The sequence below is a fragment of the Pedobacter hiemivivus genome (genome assembly GCF_005144565.1).
In the GTDB taxonomy this organism is placed as follows: Bacteria; Bacteroidota; Bacteroidia; order Sphingobacteriales; family Sphingobacteriaceae; genus Pedobacter; species Pedobacter hiemivivus.
On sequence record NZ_SWDX01000006.1, the window covers coordinates 1 to 17,092 of the forward strand.

The 17,092-nt window shown below is 40.0% G+C and carries 16 protein-coding genes and 1 riboswitch; of the genes, 12 read left to right on the plus strand and 4 right to left on the minus strand.

All coding sequences use genetic code 11. From position 1 onward, the window contains the following. Positions 1-11 precede the first annotated feature (11 nt). Both FBD94_RS26305 and FBD94_RS15930 read left to right on the plus strand, forming a co-directional pair. Positions 12-1,217, plus strand: a complete 1,206-nt coding sequence (locus tag FBD94_RS26305; RefSeq protein ID WP_235884509.1) for a DUF1398 domain-containing protein — start codon at positions 12-14, stop codon at positions 1,215-1,217. Positions 1,218-1,599: 382 nt separating this feature from the next. Beyond that, on the plus strand, positions 1,600-1,989 hold the full coding sequence (locus FBD94_RS15930) for a YtxH domain-containing protein (RefSeq protein WP_131608458.1): 390 nt from the start codon (positions 1,600-1,602) through the stop codon (positions 1,987-1,989). Between the two features lie 60 nt (positions 1,990-2,049). Here FBD94_RS15930 and FBD94_RS15935 read toward each other — a convergent pair whose 3' ends face one another. Continuing rightward, positions 2,050-3,201: an MFS transporter gene (locus FBD94_RS15935; RefSeq protein ID WP_136880926.1), complete on the minus strand. Its 1,152-nt coding sequence runs from the start codon at positions 3,199-3,201 to the stop codon at positions 2,050-2,052. Between the two features lie 127 nt (positions 3,202-3,328). Further along, positions 3,329-3,416: riboswitch (TPP riboswitch) on the plus strand. Positions 3,417-3,476: 60 nt separating this feature from the next. On the opposite strand from FBD94_RS15935, the gene thiS reads away from it, so the two are divergent. The 10 genes from thiS to FBD94_RS15985 all read left to right on the plus strand — a co-directional run bounded on the left by thiS (position 3,477) and on the right by FBD94_RS15985 (position 11,869). Beyond that, the gene (thiS, locus tag FBD94_RS15940; protein ID WP_131608460.1) at positions 3,477-3,680 is read left to right on the plus strand and encodes a sulfur carrier protein ThiS; all 204 of its coding nucleotides are present in this window, start codon (positions 3,477-3,479) and stop codon (positions 3,678-3,680) included. 24 nt (positions 3,681-3,704) lie between these two features. Next, positions 3,705-5,588, plus strand: a complete 1,884-nt coding sequence (gene thiC / locus FBD94_RS15945; RefSeq protein WP_131608461.1) for a phosphomethylpyrimidine synthase ThiC — start codon at positions 3,705-3,707, stop codon at positions 5,586-5,588. 26 nt (positions 5,589-5,614) lie between these two features. After that, positions 5,615-6,235, plus strand: coding sequence for a thiamine phosphate synthase (locus tag FBD94_RS15950; protein WP_136880927.1), 621 nt, complete (start codon positions 5,615-5,617; stop codon positions 6,233-6,235). 2 nt (positions 6,236-6,237) lie between these two features. Next, entirely contained in the window at positions 6,238-7,002 is a 765-nt protein-coding gene (locus tag FBD94_RS15955; RefSeq protein WP_136880928.1) for a hydroxymethylpyrimidine/phosphomethylpyrimidine kinase, read from the plus strand. Next, entirely contained in the window at positions 6,999-7,622 is a 624-nt protein-coding gene (locus tag FBD94_RS15960; protein ID WP_136880929.1) for a thiamine phosphate synthase, read from the plus strand. The genes FBD94_RS15955 and FBD94_RS15960 overlap by 4 nt, the downstream gene beginning before the upstream one ends. Next, on the plus strand, positions 7,616-8,377 hold the full coding sequence (locus FBD94_RS15965) for a thiazole synthase (protein WP_136880930.1): 762 nt from the start codon (positions 7,616-7,618) through the stop codon (positions 8,375-8,377). Before FBD94_RS15960 ends, FBD94_RS15965 begins: the two co-directional genes overlap by 7 nt. 5 nt (positions 8,378-8,382) lie before the next feature. After that, a complete protein-coding gene (gene thiH, locus FBD94_RS15970) occupies positions 8,383-9,507 on the plus strand; it encodes a 2-iminoacetate synthase ThiH (protein ID WP_136880931.1) in 1,125 nt (374 codons plus the stop codon). Positions 9,508-9,519: 12 nt separating this feature from the next. Then, positions 9,520-10,566, plus strand: coding sequence for a HesA/MoeB/ThiF family protein (locus tag FBD94_RS15975; protein WP_136880932.1), 1,047 nt, complete (start codon positions 9,520-9,522; stop codon positions 10,564-10,566). Positions 10,567-10,697: 131 nt separating this feature from the next. After that, positions 10,698-11,003, plus strand: coding sequence for a hypothetical protein (locus tag FBD94_RS15980; RefSeq protein WP_136880933.1), 306 nt, complete (start codon positions 10,698-10,700; stop codon positions 11,001-11,003). 17 nt (positions 11,004-11,020) lie between these two features. Then, positions 11,021-11,869 carry a CvfB family protein gene (locus FBD94_RS15985; protein ID WP_131608469.1) on the plus strand — a complete coding sequence of 283 codons (849 nt, stop codon included), beginning with the start codon at positions 11,021-11,023 and terminating at the stop codon, positions 11,867-11,869. 65 nt (positions 11,870-11,934) lie between these two features. Here FBD94_RS15985 and FBD94_RS15990 read toward each other — a convergent pair whose 3' ends face one another. From FBD94_RS15990 to FBD94_RS16000, 3 genes are all read right to left on the minus strand, one after another. Continuing rightward, positions 11,935-13,635, minus strand: a complete 1,701-nt coding sequence (locus tag FBD94_RS15990; RefSeq protein WP_169472328.1) for a GMC oxidoreductase — start codon at positions 13,633-13,635, stop codon at positions 11,935-11,937. Positions 13,636-13,662: 27 nt separating this feature from the next. Next, complete coding sequence (locus FBD94_RS15995; protein ID WP_131608471.1) at positions 13,663-14,250, minus strand: gluconate 2-dehydrogenase subunit 3 family protein; 588 nt, start codon at positions 14,248-14,250, stop codon at positions 13,663-13,665. Between the two features lie 244 nt (positions 14,251-14,494). Then, positions 14,495-17,092 carry a BamA/TamA family outer membrane protein gene (locus FBD94_RS16000; protein WP_136880935.1) on the minus strand — a complete coding sequence of 866 codons (2,598 nt, stop codon included), beginning with the start codon at positions 17,090-17,092 and terminating at the stop codon, positions 14,495-14,497.

A 17,092-nucleotide genomic window follows, 5' to 3' on the forward strand; every position in this document is an offset into this window, starting at 1 on the left:
ACATATAGATCATGGCAAAATTTGACGGAAAATTCCTGACAGGTGTAATAGGACCTGCTGTTTTTAAGAAGTATCGCAATATGCAATTGGTTACAGGCAAATCCAGGTTGACAAAGGAGAAGCAAACTGAAAACACACACAAAGCAGCAACTCAATTTGGGATCGCCAGTACCCTGGCAGAACAATTCCGGCGAGATGCAACGGAGATCATCACAGATTTTTATGATGGAACAATGGTTTATCGCTTTAGAACAGACGTACAAAAGGCATTGAAACAGGCATTCGACGCTCAATCTGAGACCTATCGTTTTACAACCAATAGTTTTGATCGGCTCAATGGTTTTGAATTTAATGCGGATTCTCCTGTAATGGATAATTTCTTTGCGCAACCTGAACAGACCATCAATGGAAATATCCTGACCATCAAGTTGCCGGAAATGCTTGTTTCAAAGGACATGAAATTTCCGGTAAAAGCCAGTTCATGCTTCTTAAATATTGCTGTGGGGATGTACGACCTTACTTATGGAAATAGAACGATGTGTCCGATTCAGTCGATTGAAATTCCAAATGGTTCAAAAGATAGCGTTATGCCAGCTCAGGAACTTAACTTTGAAATAGAACCAGGCTGTTTATGTATTTCTATGTTTTCATTTCAGTTTATACAAAAGACATTTTCTGGTAACCTGATCATCAATAGTAAAAGCTTCAATCCTGTTGCTGTATTCAGAGCTGTAATAGCGGATGGGACAGTAGATCAGGAACAGACAGAAAAATGGGATGATATCGAATTGGTGAGGGATTCTAAATTTTTTAATAGCCCTAAAATAGCACTTAAAGCGATTGAGCAGGAACATGAAAAAGTAAAAAGTGGAGCAGATTTCCCCCAGTACATTCAAGCGATCAAAAAGTTAGGCGTAGAAGAATTTGTGACCTATGTAGCTGATAGCCATACCCAGTATTTTAGAAATAATGGCCCTCAACTAAGCTCCAAGGCAAAGTATGAACCTTTAGTCGTCGCTGCTACAAGTAATAAGAAAAAGTTTGCGAAGTATTTGAAAATGCATCAGGCAGGACAAACTGATTACCTCAGCTTTTGCAAACATTGCGCAGAAACAGGAATCGATAGATGGATAGTGAATTTATCATTGATGACCTGCACTTATTATGATCAGAAACATCAGCTCATCCTGACAGAATCGATCCCTAATTCTGAATGAAATTGATTTTAATATGCTGTACTTTCCTGTTTTAGTCAATGGGTCAGTCTGAAATGATTTTAACATCAAATAAGCCTGATAGATTTCCAAGGAAAGATACGTGGGTCAGTCAATTTTGCGAAATTTTAGGCCCATCCGCGCTCTTTTCGCATATTTTGAAATGTTTTTTATTGTCGTGACGAAAACAGGAGCAACCATGTACTCGTTCAGTCTTTAAGTTGTATTTATCCTGTATTCATAGTATCCCTGCCGAAAGTGTCTTACCGCATTGTCTTGTCAACTCATTTGCCCAAATGAATTAATCCTTTTTTATTAAAACACTATGCGTCGACCTGTGTTATAAAAGACAAGACATATTTTATTACCAATAAATAAAACAGTTATGAATTATAAAAAGTTTATTCCCAGCCGAATGCCAAACCTACCATACAAACCATCTGACAATGCTGGTTCAATTGTAGCTTTACTCACCGGACTTGCAGTTGGAGCCGTATTAGGTGTATTATTTGCTCCAGAAAGTGGCAAAAGAACAAGAAGACGAATCTCAGATAAAGCCGTAGACACAGTTGATAGCATTAATGATGGCTATCAGTCTATAAAAAGGCAAGTATTTACCCGCAAAGATGATTTAGTAAATTTGAAAGATCGTATGGTGGACAAAGTAAAAAACAAAGTTGCCGTAGTATCGCAAGATTTTCAGGACTTCAAAGACTCCGAATTAGAAAGAACAAAATCAAAGGTAGAGCATGACGGCAGTAACAATTCCATTTAGCCTAAAAATTGCTAAACGAATTCATTGAATAAAGTAGCCAAAGGCTTTCAAATAAACTGTTTAACCAGCTTTATCTGAAAGCCTTTGATGTTTAAAAAACATTTGCGTGATGGGAATTAACAATAGCCCACAAATAGCAAATATGATAAACGAAACTCTTAAACTAAATGCATGTGCCAGATAACCGATTAGTGGTGGCCCTAACAGCATCCCTGTAATTGAATAGGTTGCAATAATGGATATAGCCATTCCTGCAGAGTATTTCTTTGATGCTCCGGCCAGTGCATACGACATTGGGATGATAGCAGCAGTTCCAAATCCAACTAATGAAAAACCAACCATCGCCGTCCAGAAAAATGGAAAAATAATCGCCAGACTAATGCCTGAGATGATACAAACGGCACTCATAATGTAAGTACTAGGCATCCCAAATCTGGCTACGATTAAGTCAGACACGAACCTCGACATAGCCATAAAGGTCATAAATATCAAGTATCCGTAAGTGAAAATTTCAACTTTAATAATCTCCTGAAAGTAGATTCCACTCCAATCGAACATCCCTCCTTCGCATATTGCACATAGAAAAACAACCAAGCCAAGATAAAATATATAAGGATCCGGCTTACTTAAAATCAACTTATTCCCTGTTTCTGAGCGGTCGCCTTTTAGTAAAAATTGGTATGAATATAAGGTCACAATCAACATTAAAATGGCTACAGCTAAAAAATGATACTGTATCGGTACATTAAGTTCCAGGAAAAGTGTCGAAAGCAGGATACCCGCTATCCCCCCAATGCTCCAGTAGCCATGAAAGGAACCCACAATCTTTTTTTCAAACCTTTTTTGCAAAGTAAGCGCTTGGGTATTCACAGAAATATTAAAGATCCTGGTCGTAAAAGCAAATAACACCACTGCAGCTACCAAACTAAAAGTATTGTGTGCAAAGCCTATAAGGGCTAAGGAAAGTGCATTAAGCCCATACCCTACGGTTAGTGGAACGCGACTATTGTATTTTGATACTAGCCAACCCGAAAGTGGCAAACCTAGCAATGAGCCAATAGGTAAAGCCAGTAAAATACTGCCCAACTCGGCTTCATTAAAATCGAAAGTGGTTTTAATCGTTGGAATCCTGGAAGCCCAGGTAGCAAAGCTTAAGCCCGACATGAAAAAAAACAGACTTAAAAAGAAACGGTGTTTTGTTGTAGAAATCATTGCATAGATATTGCGCTGCAAATTTAGCAATTCATTTGGCAGGAATGCCGCGCAACTGTCAGCAGGGCGTAAATCCTTAAGATTACAACATCAAATTAGGATTTTAAAAAAAATAACCTAGATTTACAAAAAACTTTAGGGGTGCCTTGCGCTGAGATATACCCTTTGAACCTGATGCAGTTAGTACTGCCGAAGGGAAAAGTAAGAGCAAACTTGTTTGTTCTTTTTCCATTCCTGTTACAGGCAATCCTATAGTTTTTCCAATTTTTTAAATTATGGAAATAACTGTAAATCAACAACCACATCAGCTTAAAGACACTTGTTCTGTCGAACAAATGCTTTCTATTGTACTCTCCGGAGCAACAAAGGGCATTGCCGTTGCCATCAATCAAACTATTGTTTCTAAATCTAACTGGTCTGCCCATCTTTTAAAAGAAGGCGATCAGGTTATGCTCATTAAAGCCACTCAAGGCGGATAAACCCATCCTTCATTCCCATTAAATATGAAAAAAGAAAAAACTCCCGACGCACAGGTGATCAGCCGTACACCTTTCCCTGCATCCCGAAAAGTATTTGTCAAAGGTCAATTGCACGACATTGAAGTGGCCATGCGTGAAATCAGTTTAAGTGAAACCAAGATTCACAATGGCTTTGGTTTAACCGAACCAAACCCTCCAGTAACAGTTTACGACACGAGCGGTCCATACACTGACCCTGAGGCAAATATTGACGTAAAACAAGGCTTAAACAGATTAAGAGAAAAGTGGATAACTGGTAGACAAGATGTAGACCAGCTGGAACAAATTTCATCTAACTATGGGCAGGAACGTTTGACAGATACCAAGCTTGATGTACTCAGGTTTTCGCATCTAAATAAACCTTACCGCGCTAAAAAAGGCATGAATGTATCACAAATGCACTATGCGAAAAAAGGCATCATTACCGCCGAAATGGAATACATCGCCATTAGAGAAAACCAAAGGATAGACCTATTAAACGAGCAACTGGGCGAACAATATGAGGTGATGAGTCACCAACACAAAGGCCATAGCTTTGGCGCCAATACCCCAAAAGGCTATATCACGCCCGAATTTGTGAGACAGGAAGTGGCCGCGGGCAGAGCAGTTATTCCTTGTAACATTAACCATCCGGAATTGGAGCCTATGATTATTGGTCGTAACTTCCTGGTAAAAATCAATGCCAATATTGGTAATTCGGCAGTCACCTCTTCTATCGAAGAAGAAGTAGAAAAAGCAGTTTGGGCTTGTAGATGGGGTGCAGATACAATAATGGACCTTTCGACTGGTAAAAACATTCATGAGACCCGTGAATGGATTATCCGCAACTCCCCTGTTCCTATCGGTACGGTTCCGATCTATCAGGCGCTGGAAAAGGTAAATGGTAAAGCGGAAGACCTGACCTGGGAATTATTTAGAGATACGTTGATTGAGCAGGCAGAGCAAGGGGTTGATTATTTCACCATCCATGCTGGTGTATTGCTACGCTATGTTCCATTAACCGCAAAAAGGGTAACTGGAATCGTATCCCGTGGCGGTTCTATCATGGCAAAATGGTGTTTAGCGCATCACAAAGAGAATTTCCTATACACACATTTCGAAGAAATCTGCGAGATTATGAAGGCTTATGATGTTGCTTTCTCTTTGGGAGATGGACTGAGACCAGGTTGCATTGCTGATGCCAATGACGCAGCACAGTTTGGTGAATTGGAAACCTTAGGTGAACTGACCAAAATTGCCTGGAAACATGATATACAAACCATAATTGAAGGCCCTGGACACGTACCTATGCACTTGATTAAAGAGAACATGGAAAAGCAACTGGAGCATTGCTCTGAGGCACCATTTTATACCTTAGGCCCGCTAACTACTGATATTGCTCCCGGCTACGATCACATTACATCGGCCATTGGGGCAGCCATGATTGGCTGGTTTGGTACCGCTATGCTTTGCTATGTAACCCCTAAAGAGCACTTAGGCTTACCTAACAAGAAAGATGTAAAGGATGGCGTAATTACTTACAAAATTGCGGCACACGCTGCTGATTTAGCCAAAGGACATCCGGGCGCACAATACCGCGACAATGCTTTGAGTAAAGCCAGATTTGAATTTAGATGGGAAGATCAGTTTAATTTATCGCTAGACCCTGATACAGCTAAGGAGTTTCATGACGAGACTTTGCCGGCCGAAGGTGCCAAAATTGCTCACTTCTGCTCAATGTGTGGCCCTAACTTTTGCTCTATGAAAATCACACAGGATGTGCGAGAATACGCAGCAAAACAAGGGATGGATGAGCAAGAAGCATTAGAAAAAGGAATGGCAGATAAATCTAAAGAGTTTACTGAGAAAGGCAGTGAAATATACCTGTAAATCAACAAACTATTAAAACCAGTTAAATGAAATTGATCGTCATATCTGATCCTGTTTATTTTAAGGATGAAGCTCATTTGATAAATCAGCTCTTTGATGCTGGCATGCTACTTTTTCACTTGAGAAAGGAAGGATTTAGCAGGCAAGCATATGCAGCGCTGATTGACGGAATAGATAAACGTTTCCACGATAGGATCGCCTTGCATCAATTTCATGAACTGGTTGTAGATTTCCCTTCGCTTAATCGCCTTCATTATCCAGAATGGCTCAGAAAGGAAACTATCGTTAAAGGCTTACCTATTGCTATGGGCAACTATACCCATAGCACTTCTATTCATCATCTAGATGAGCTGAATGATTTGACAGGATTTGATTATACCTTTTACGGTCCCGTTTTTAACAGTATTTCTAAGCCGGGCTATGCTGGAATTGCCAATATTGATTTTGTCTTACCCAGGCATATCCACAGCCCAAAAATTATCGCCCTTGGTGGAATAACAGCAGAAAAAATAGATCCTGTTAAACAAATGGGTTTTGATGGATTTGCAGTACTTGGGGCAATATGGACTGAGAAAGAAGAAGAAATACAAAATCTTAAACACCTAATAAATAGCAATAAACAAACTTCATCTAATTCATTTAATTAAATATGACAACCACTAAGAAAAACAGGCCCTATGTATTGAGTATAGCAGGATTTGATCCAAGTGCTGGGGCTGGGGTTTTATCGGATGTGAAATGTTTTGAGCAACATGAGGTTTATGGTTTTGGCATTTGTTCTGCTTTAACAGTGCAAACAGATAGCGACTTTATAACGAATGATTGGTTGGATGCAGCCCAGATTATAGACCAGTTGGCTCCACTTCTGCTTAAGTTTCCGATCGCAGCCTGTAAGATAGGCCTGATTAAAGATAGCGCAGTTTTACTTGAAGTGATCAATTACCTAAAATTTCATGCGCCAAGTCTAAAAATTGTAGTTGATCCTGTTTTAAAAGCCAGCTCAGGCTATGAGTTTCACGATTGGAAAGATAGTTTAGAAATATTAGCTCCCATTTTAAAACAGATTGACTTGATCACCCCCAATTTCCCGGAAATGCTAAGCATGGGCGGCAAAGCTGGGGTACACGCCACTGCGAAGGCTTGGGCCACTCATTGTCCGGTTCTATTAAAAGGTGGGCACCTGGAGGATAATATGGGTACAGATTACCTATTTGAACTGGACATAATACATGAGCTAAAACCCAACACGCCTAAAATCCATCAGAAACATGGCTCAGGCTGCGTATTATCGGCATCTGCTACAGCTTACTTAGCAAAAGGATTTACGCTTTTAAACGCCTGTACCCAGGCTAAGCAATACATTGAACATTTTTTAAACAGCAACAACACCCTATTAGGGTACCATAAGTTATGATAGACAAACTACATTATATATCCCAGTCGCCCGCTGGTAGCTCTCATTTAGCATCCATCGAAAAGGTACTACTTGCTGGTGGTAAATGGATACAGCTAAGGGTTAAAAACCAAACTGAGGCCGAGGTATTGCCATTGGCTATGGCAGCAGCAGCTCTGTGTAAAAAACATGGCGCCAGACTAATTGTAAATGATTACCCATCGGTAGCATTAAAGGCCGGGGCTAACGGTCTGCATTTGGGTTTAGCGGATATGCCAGTTGCAGAAGCCAGAACTATTGTTGGTCCAGATATGATCATTGGTGGTACAGCAAATACTTTAGCTCACATGCTGCAAAGAGCTGAAGATGGGGCTAATTATATCGGCTTAGGACCATATAGATTTACTTCGACCAAGCAAAATTTAAGTCCTATAATTGGTTTACATGGATATATGGAACTAATGAAACAAGCTCGAGAAGCGGGCATGTTGCTACCTGTTATCGCCATCGGCGGAATAGAAATTCTGGATATTCCTTTGCTATTGGAAACTGGAGTTCATGGTGTAGCATTATCCGGAGCACTAACCAATCAAAACGATACCACAACTATCTTAAATACCATCAATCAACTACTATGTTAAAAATAGCAGATAAAATATTTAACTCCCGTCTGTTTACAGGCACCGGAAAATTCAGCTCCGCAATACAAATGGAAGAAGCACTCCTGGCTTCAGGTTCTGAACTAGTTACCGTAGCTCTTAAAAGAGTGGATATGCATACTGATGAAGACGATATCTTATTACATTTAAAGTATCCCCACATCAACTTATTACCCAATACATCAGGCGTAAGAAATGCCAATGAAGCCATATTTGCTGCGCAGATAGCCAGAGAAGCATTAGAAACCAACTGGATAAAACTAGAGATCCATCCTGATCCAAAATACCTGATGCCCGACCCCATTGAAACCTTAAAAGCTACGGAAGAATTGGTTAAACTTGGCTTTATCGTATTGCCATACATCCATGCTGATCCGGTTTTGTGTAAGCGGCTGGAAGATGTAGGAACGGCAGCCGTAATGCCTTTAGGATCTCCAATTGGTAGTAATAAAGGCTTAAAAACCATCGACTTTCTGGAAATCATCATCAATCAAAGTAACGTACCCGTGATTATAGATGCCGGAATTGGTGCACCTTCTGATGCCGCTAAAGCCATGGAAATTGGTGCCGATGCAGTATTGGTAAATACGGCCATTGCGGTTTCTGGGAATCCGATCCAGATGGCAAAAGCATTTAAAATCGCAGTTGAGGCAGGCCGAATGGCTTATAAAGCAAAACTAGGTGCAATTGGCAGCCATGCGATAGCCAGCAGTCCCCTTACTTCATTTTTAGATTAATTACTATGTCTGGTTTTAACGACATTTTTGAGCAATGCAGCTGGGATGAAACGAGCCGAAGCATTTACAGCAAAACGGCTGCTGATGTGGAGCGTGCTTTATCTGCACGCAGAAGAACGTTGGAAGATTTCAAGGCATTGATCTCCCCCGCTGCCGCTCCGTATTTGGAGCAAATGGCCCAGATCAGTCAGCAGCTAACCCTAAAGCGTTTTGGCCGTGTGGTTCAAATGTACGTGCCCTTATATCTTTCTAATGAGTGCAATAACATTTGCACCTATTGTGGATTTAGCTACGACAATAAGGTAAAGCGAAAAACGCTCTCTCCCATGGAGATTATGCAGGAGGTTGCTGTAATTAAGGAAATGGGCTTTGACCACGTATTATTAGTCACCGGTGAAGCCAACCAATCCGTACATACTGATTACTTTAAAAAAGTGCTAGAATTGATTGGGCCACATTTTTCACACATCTCTATGGAAGTGCAGCCATTAGACCTTACAGACTATGAAGAACTGAGGCCTTATGGTTTAAACACGGTACTGGTGTATCAGGAGACCTACCATGAGGAAGATTACAAAAAGCATCACCCAAAGGGTAAAAAATCAAACTTCCAATACCGTCTGGAAACGCCAGATAGATTGGGACAGGCAGGTATCCATAAAATAGGTTTAGGGGTTTTGATTGGCTTGGAAGATTGGCGTACAGACTCTTTTTATACAGCCATGCACCTGGATTACCTTGAAAAAACATACTGGCAAAGCAAATACAGCATTTCTTTTCCACGATTGAGGCCGTTTAGTGGCGGATTGGAACCTAAAGTTGTCATGAACGATAGAGAGCTTGTCCAATTGATCTGTGCTTACAGGTTATTTAATGAGGAAGTAGAGTTATCCATCTCCACCAGAGAATCTAATTTATTTAGAGACAACATCATTAAACTCGGCATCACAGCGATGAGTGCAGGGTCTAAAACTAACCCTGGCGGTTATGCAGTAGAACCACAGTCGCTAGAACAGTTTGAGATTTCGGATGAACGATCTGCCTTAGAAATAGCAGAAATGATTTCCAAACAAGGTTATGAAGCAGTTTGGAAAGACTGGGATAATGCACTGAGGGAGGAATTGAAATAAAAGACTTGAAACATGAGAACGTTGAGAACGTTGAGCACACTAAAACGGTACGACAGGCAAATCATACTTCCTGAATTGGGAATTGAGGGACAGCACAAACTGCTTAATGCGAGGATACTGGTTATAGGCGCTGGTGGCTTAGGTTGCCCATTGCTGCTATACCTTGCGGCTGCTGGAATCGGCCATATTGGTATTGTAGATAACGATTTAGTTGATGAAACAAACTTGCATAGACAGGTATTGTACCACATGGCTGATATCGGTAAATATAAAGTCAATGTTGCTGTAGCAAAGCTGCAGCTGCTCAATCCTGATGTTCAATTTACCCCCTATCCTTTCCGGCTAACTGCTAAAAATGCAGAAGAGTTGATTGGGCAATACGATCTGGTAATTGATGGATCTGATAACTTCCCAACCCGCTACCTGGTAAATGACACCTGTGTTGCACTAAATAAAACACTCGTATTTGGTTCTATATTTCAGTTTGAAGGCCAGGTATCGGTATTTAATTTTAATGCTGGACCTGATTACCGTTCAATTTATCCGGAACCGCCTTTACCTGATGAGGTTCCAAATTGTGGAGAAAGTGGTGTAATTGGTACCTTACCAGGGATTATTGGCAGCATCATGGCCAATGAGGCGATTAAAGTCATCTGTGACTTCGGCGAGGTTTTATCAGGACAACTCCTTGTGTTTAATGCCTTAAACAATGAAACACAACGATTTAATTTTGGGGAAGCTAATAATAGTAGCAATCCGCTAAAAAATACAGATCAAGACAATACCAAAGAGATAAATATGCAAGATTTGGAGCAATGGAAAAACGATCAGCTTAATTATCAATTGGTAGACCTTAGAGAACCCTACGAATACGAGGAATACAACATTGGCGGCATTAACATCCCTCTTTACAATCTCAATGATCATCTAGATAAACTTTCGAATACGCAAAGAATTGTATGTTGTTGCTCATCTGGTAAGCGCAGCAAAATAGCGATGCATTTACTTAAAGATAGGTTTGATGGCCCTATATTCTCCTTAATTCTTCCGGAAAAATAATCCTGCATAACAGCGCTAAAACAATAAAAATAATAAAGCCAATATTTTACCCAACTTATATCGCTTTCTGTATAGACTTGCAATAATTTAATCTTTTGACAAACTTATCATTAACAAAACCATATTATTAAATGGAAGAAAATGCTCAAAACAAAGAATTCTTGCCTAAGAAATACAAAATTCAAGAATGTATAGAGAATTTAAAACGAAGCGAATACAAGATCATTCTTAAGGCTATTCCTGGCATCATTGGTAAAGGGCTAACCACCTTTTATAACTATCGCGATATATGTATTAACGACAAAGAGGATATTCCCTTTAAAATTGCCAGGAAACTTGAAATTTTGTTCGGATTGGAAAGCGGCGGATTAGAAACTAAAAAAACTAAGGGTAAACATTACTTAGAAATCGTTGAAGAACATAGAAAACGACAATAGAATGCTACCTTTGTAAAATGATAGCAATAGGACAATACAACGACCTTAGGATAGTAACAAAAACGGAAGAGGGTCTGATTTTAACTGATGGTGAAAAAGAAGTACTTCTACCCTATGTCGATGTCCCTCAAAATGCTGAAATAGGTGACAACCTGAATGTATTTGTTTACATGCCAAAGGATGGCAGATTACAAGCGACTACTAAAAAACCTTATGCCTGCGTTGGTGATTTCGCTTATCTAACTGTTGTAGATGAAGCTGAAGATGGTAGTGCATTTATGGACATTGGTTTAGGTAAAGATATTTACGTACCTAAACGTGAGCAGAAACGCCCAATGTTTAAAGGTGATAAACATGTTGTCTACGTATTTTTGGATGAAGGCAACGACCGTATGCTGGCCTCATCTAAACTTGTAAATTTTGTAGAGGAAGAAGATATAGACCTTGAAGAAGGTGATGAAGTAAGTTTATTGATCGCTGATCGCTCAGATTTGGGCTACAACGCAATAGTAGACAATAAATACATTGGTCTTTTATATACCAACGAATTATTTGATGAACTAAACCCTGGCGAAACACGCAAAGGTTGGATCAAAAAGATTCGTGTAGAAGGAAAAATAGACTTGAGTTTACAACCTATGGGCTATGGCCACATCCTGGAGACTAAGGACGTGTTGCTTGCTGACCTGAAAGATAGTGGCGGTGTGATTTCATTGGGCGACAAAAGCACTCCAGATGACATTTACCACCGTTTCAAAATCAGTAAAAGCGCTTTTAAGAAAGCAATTGGTGGATTGTATAAAGATAGACTGATCACCATTTCTGATCATGAGATCAAACTATTTGTCGATAACGACGCTGAGTAAGCTGTTTTAAAATAAAAAACCCGGTAAGCCAATAGCCTACCGGGTTTTTTATTTAAAGCATTTCATTAAATGCTCTTATTCTTCAGTCCTTTAACGGCATAATCACATGCACGGGCTGTTAAGGCCATAAAAGTCAACGAAGGGTTTTGACAAGCAATAGAAGGCATACAAGAACCATCTGTTACAAATACATTGCTTACTTCATGCATTTGGTTCCATTTGTTTAACACAGATGTTTTTGGATCATTACCCATTCTAGCCGTTCCCATTTCGTGAATCGCCATACCTGGATAACAACCTCTATCATACGTTTTGATATTTTTCATACCTGAAGCTTCCAACATTTCGGCAGCATCATTCATCATATCAACACGCATTTTCTTTTCATTTTCTTTGTACTCGCAATCGATAGCCAATACAGGTTGTCCCCATTTGTCTTTCTTAGTTTTATCGATATACACCTTATTCTCGTAGTAAGGCAACATTTCTCCGAAACCACCAAGTCCCATAGTCCATTCACCAGGACTGCTCATTTTTTCTTTAAAATCATTACCAAAGGCAAGCTCAGCAACATCGCTTTGCCAGTTTTTACGACTTGCACCACCCTGGTAACCAAATCCACGTAAATAATCACGTTTATCGGTACCTACGTTACGGTATCTAGGCACATAAATTCCGTTTGCCCTACGACCAAAAGTGTATTTATCCTCAAAGCCAGGCGCTTCGCCTGATGCACCACAACGGAAATGATGATCCATTAAGTTGTGTCCTAACTGACCACTTCCATTTCCTAAACCATTAGGATGCGCCTCTGAAGTAGAGTTTAGCAAGATAAAAGTAGAGCCTAATGTAGAACCATTCACAAAAACGATCTTTGCATAAAACTCCATCGTTTTGTTGGTTTGGGCATCAATTACCATTACCCCTTTAGCTTTCTTCGTATTCTTATCATAAATGATATGGTTCACGATAGAATATGGTCTTAATGTTAACCTTCCTGTAGCTACAGCAGCCGGTAAAGTAGATGATTGCGTGCTAAAGTAAGCGCCAAATGGACAGCCACGACTACATAAGTTTCTATATTGGCAATTGCCACGACCTTTATGAGGAACTGTTAAATTGGCCACACGACCAATCGTCAGAATCCTTGTTTTTTTATAATGCTCTTCTATCCTTTTTTTAACAGATTTCTCAACAATATTCAAATCCATTGGTGGCAAAAATTGTCCATCAGGTAATAAAGGCCAGTTTTCGGCTTGCCCAGAGATACCAGCAAAACGCTCCGCATAGTCATACCATGGTGCCAAATCTTTGTAACGAATCGGCCAATCATTACCATGACCATCTTTTGCATTGTCTTCAAAGTTGTGATCACTAAAACGGTAACTCTGACGACCCCACATTAATGATTTACCACCAACATGAAAGCCTCTGTACCAATCAAATCGTTTATCTTCTGTATAAGGACACTCTAAATCGTTTACCCACCATTTTTCATTGGCTTCACTGTATGGATAATCTCTTATCTGAACAGGGTGAGTTTTTTTCTGCTCTTCAGTTAAACGGTTGGCATGTTTCAGCTCCCATGGATCTTTCATAGCAGATTCATAGTCTGTTACGTGTTCAATGTTCATCCCACGTTCCAACATCAATACCTTTAACCCCTTTTCAGTTAATTCTTTTGCAGCCCAGCCACCACTTATCCCTGATCCTATTACAATAGCATCGTATGTATTTTCCTTCTTTAAGTCGGTATTTATATTCATGATTGATTATTCTTTAATAATTAAACGTTAAGTAGCCCAAGATTTCTGTCCTGGCTTAAGATCTGCAGCACCATCATAGCGGCCTGGTATGGCTATATATTCACGTGATTGTGTACAACCTATTTCAGAGGCATAGTACCCCAAAATGGTCAGATCTCTTACCAACACGAAGAAATAGGTAACACCGCTTCTTTTTGCGGTCCTATCGGCTCTTTGTTTCTCAATCGTTTCGGTTCTTAAGTTAGCAACCAATTGCTCCCGTTCCTTTACAGTAAGAGACAAGAAATCTTTATTAAAGTCTTTTAATGATTTAGCTTCCATGTCTTTTAAACCTTCAGCAAAAGCTTGTTGTACTTTAGGCGGGAAACAATCTGTAATCATCATTGGAATGAAACTTCCTAATCCAGCGGCCTTAGCCCCACCGGAATCTTTTGTAGGTGGAATAATAATATCAGCAAGCTCTCCCAATACCTTTTCCTGATCTGCCGAAAATGAAACAAAGTTTTTCTCATTTTCTGGAAGTGTAAAGCTTTCAAATAAAATACCAAAGGTTGTTGCCGAAATTGCAGTTCCGAGCAAGACCGCGGTATTTTTAAGCGCATCTCTTCTGTTCATTGTTCTTTGTGGTTTTATTGTGTGGTTTGTGTTCCTATTTGTGGTTAAATATCTGGTTAAAATAAGGGACTTAAATTAGGGCTTATTTGTTAATATTCAAAATATGAGCTTGTATCATTAATACGACCGTCATCCTGAATTCGTCGTGCCGGCGTAGGCCGGTATCAGGACCTCGAAAGAGAAAGAAAATCTTGCAGGTGCGAGGTCCTGAAATAAATTCAGGATGACGTGGAGCAGAAATATATTAAAAGTTAAATCCTACAGATAAATACAGCATACTGGCTTCTTTAGAAGCACCAACACTTGCCTGTATTAAAATGGTTTCACCAGGCATTACATATAAACCGCCACCATAACCATGATGCCATCTATTAGAATGCTCTCCCTTTTCCCATACACGGCCTACATCCGTAAAACCAATCATACCTACAGTTCCGGGAACCAGGTAAGAAGTGAAATTAAAAAGCTTAAGCCTTAAATCTAAGTTATTATACACCATGCTAGTCCCCGTGAAACGCTTGCTGTTAAACCCACGTAAACTCTTTGCACCACCCATCTGCATACGCTGGAAGAAAGTAGGATCACCTATAGTTGTTCCCCCACCCAAACGATTAGCAATGACCAATCCTGATTTCGCAGGATTGATATAAAAGCGGAATTCAGTGGTTAATGCACCATAACTATCGGCGGTTTTATCCAATCGGTGTTGAGCTACCACCGCAGTCTTCCAGTAAACACCCTTCTTAGGTATCGATACATTATCCCTGCTATCATAAACCAATCCAGCTGTTAAACCACCATATAATTTATCAGAAAAGATCTGCTGATCTGGGTTTGCAGCATTGTAATCATTAAAAAAACGCTCCTCGTTTGCTTCCGCCGAACTGGTATAATAAGAAAACAATACCCCTGCATCGACTCTTAAGCGTTTAGTAATTTCCCTACCCAACTTAACATCAACATTAAAGTAATTGTAGCGATTCCTGTAATAAGATATACCATCTTCTCTATCCAAATCTTCAGCCTCAAAATCAGGATGAGTCCGCTCCGTATTGTTGCCTAAGCCAAAGAAATTACTCAGGTTATTGGGGCCTAATAAATTAGCATGTACTGTAAGATCATTATTGCCGATAGCCTTCTTAAAATCAGACACATAATCTAGCACGAAGGACTTCCTGCCAGAATTGTAATTGGCCCAAAACTCATGTTTACGCGCATAAGGAGATTTCCTGAAGCCTTGTTTCTCAATTATATAACCTAAACCAATCTGCACTCCCTCATCAATATTGTATCCACCATTAACCAGGACTCCTGAGCGGTCGTACAGAAAACTGGTTTTATCAAAACGATTAACTAATGAATCATTCGACAACCTTAATTTGGCCTGAGATTTATCAGGAAACTGGTTACTCTCTGCAGGTTCATCATAGATAAATGGCTTGTTTTTCACATCCGCCGCAACCTGGTATTGATTGCCGACTTCAGAACCAATTAAACGTACGCGAATACGCGATGCGGAAGGTCCATCCACCGAAAATTTATCCTCTCCACCTATTCCAAACAACCTTACTTCCTTAGTAATTCCCTGAGTAAAGGTTCTTCTATAAACCAAACGACCTTCTTTTCCTTCTTTATTGATATTATGAATGATCACCTCAACATCACCATTCTCCAGATTCTTCACCTTAAAACTTTCCTTCTTTTCAGATGCGGGCACATCGACATTTATAGATAGGAATTTGTAATACTGCATAGCAAGCGTGTCCAACTTGTCCCTTCTTGAGGTAAAACACCTGATCAATTCTGAACCAGATAATTTAAATACTGTATCCGGCATCTTCTTAAATGCTTCATGGACCAATTTATCGCTGAGCTTAGTTTGCACATACTTAACCTCCTCCTTCCAATCTTGTGTAGTCAGCTCGTTTAAAAAATATCGGTCAAAATACCTTTCATTGAAATTCCAGTGATTTACATCCCTAATGTTATCGCTATAAGGTTGCAAATGTGTTTTAAGCCATTGATGGTTTAGTACCCAAGGAAATACACCCGATGTTTTATAAAACACCTTATCCCTATCGCGTGGTACCGGCTCATAAATGGTTTCATTACCATCGGCTTTAACCAGCCAGCGCCATTGATCCTCATGCCTGTCCCAATCGCCCAGTAAAAAATCGAGTAACCTTGCCCTTAGTGTCAGTCGCTGATCTGCCCTGGTATCATTATTCTTCTGAATCTTTTTTTGAACTTTCTCCGTATTGTCAGTCTTCTCCTCAAAAGGGCTTCTTTCCTCAATCAGGTAAACCGCATTGGCAAATTCTTTTCTATATTCTTTTAATCCGGGATCATCACCCACATATACGATTTCAGGTCTAGCGTGTCCCAATCCCAATACTCCTGCCAAATCAGGTACAACTAAAGCTGCAAAAGGGTGATTGGTGGATACCTGATCTTGTGCAATATCTTTAGCTATAGTTGCCCTCAGGTTTTCTGCCATACCTCGCTCCGGGTATTTCTGTACCGTACGCAATACCCATTCCTTACCAGCAGGATCAACCAGACGTAAAGAGCGGGTTTGCATCCCGCCACCAAGCTTTACGATAGTTAACCCACCTTTTTCCTTCTGAAGATCGATGATGCGCATTTTCACAGGCGTAGCCCATATTGCACGATAGCTTTCGCCTAACCAGAACCTATGGAAAGCGCTTACTTTATTGTATTCGGGTGCAACTGCAATCGTAATGGAATCTTTTGAAACGAGTCCCTGAGCTTTCGTATTCGTGAATACCATAAGACCTGAACCGGACAACAACACCGCAAAAAGCACTTTCTTTAAATACAT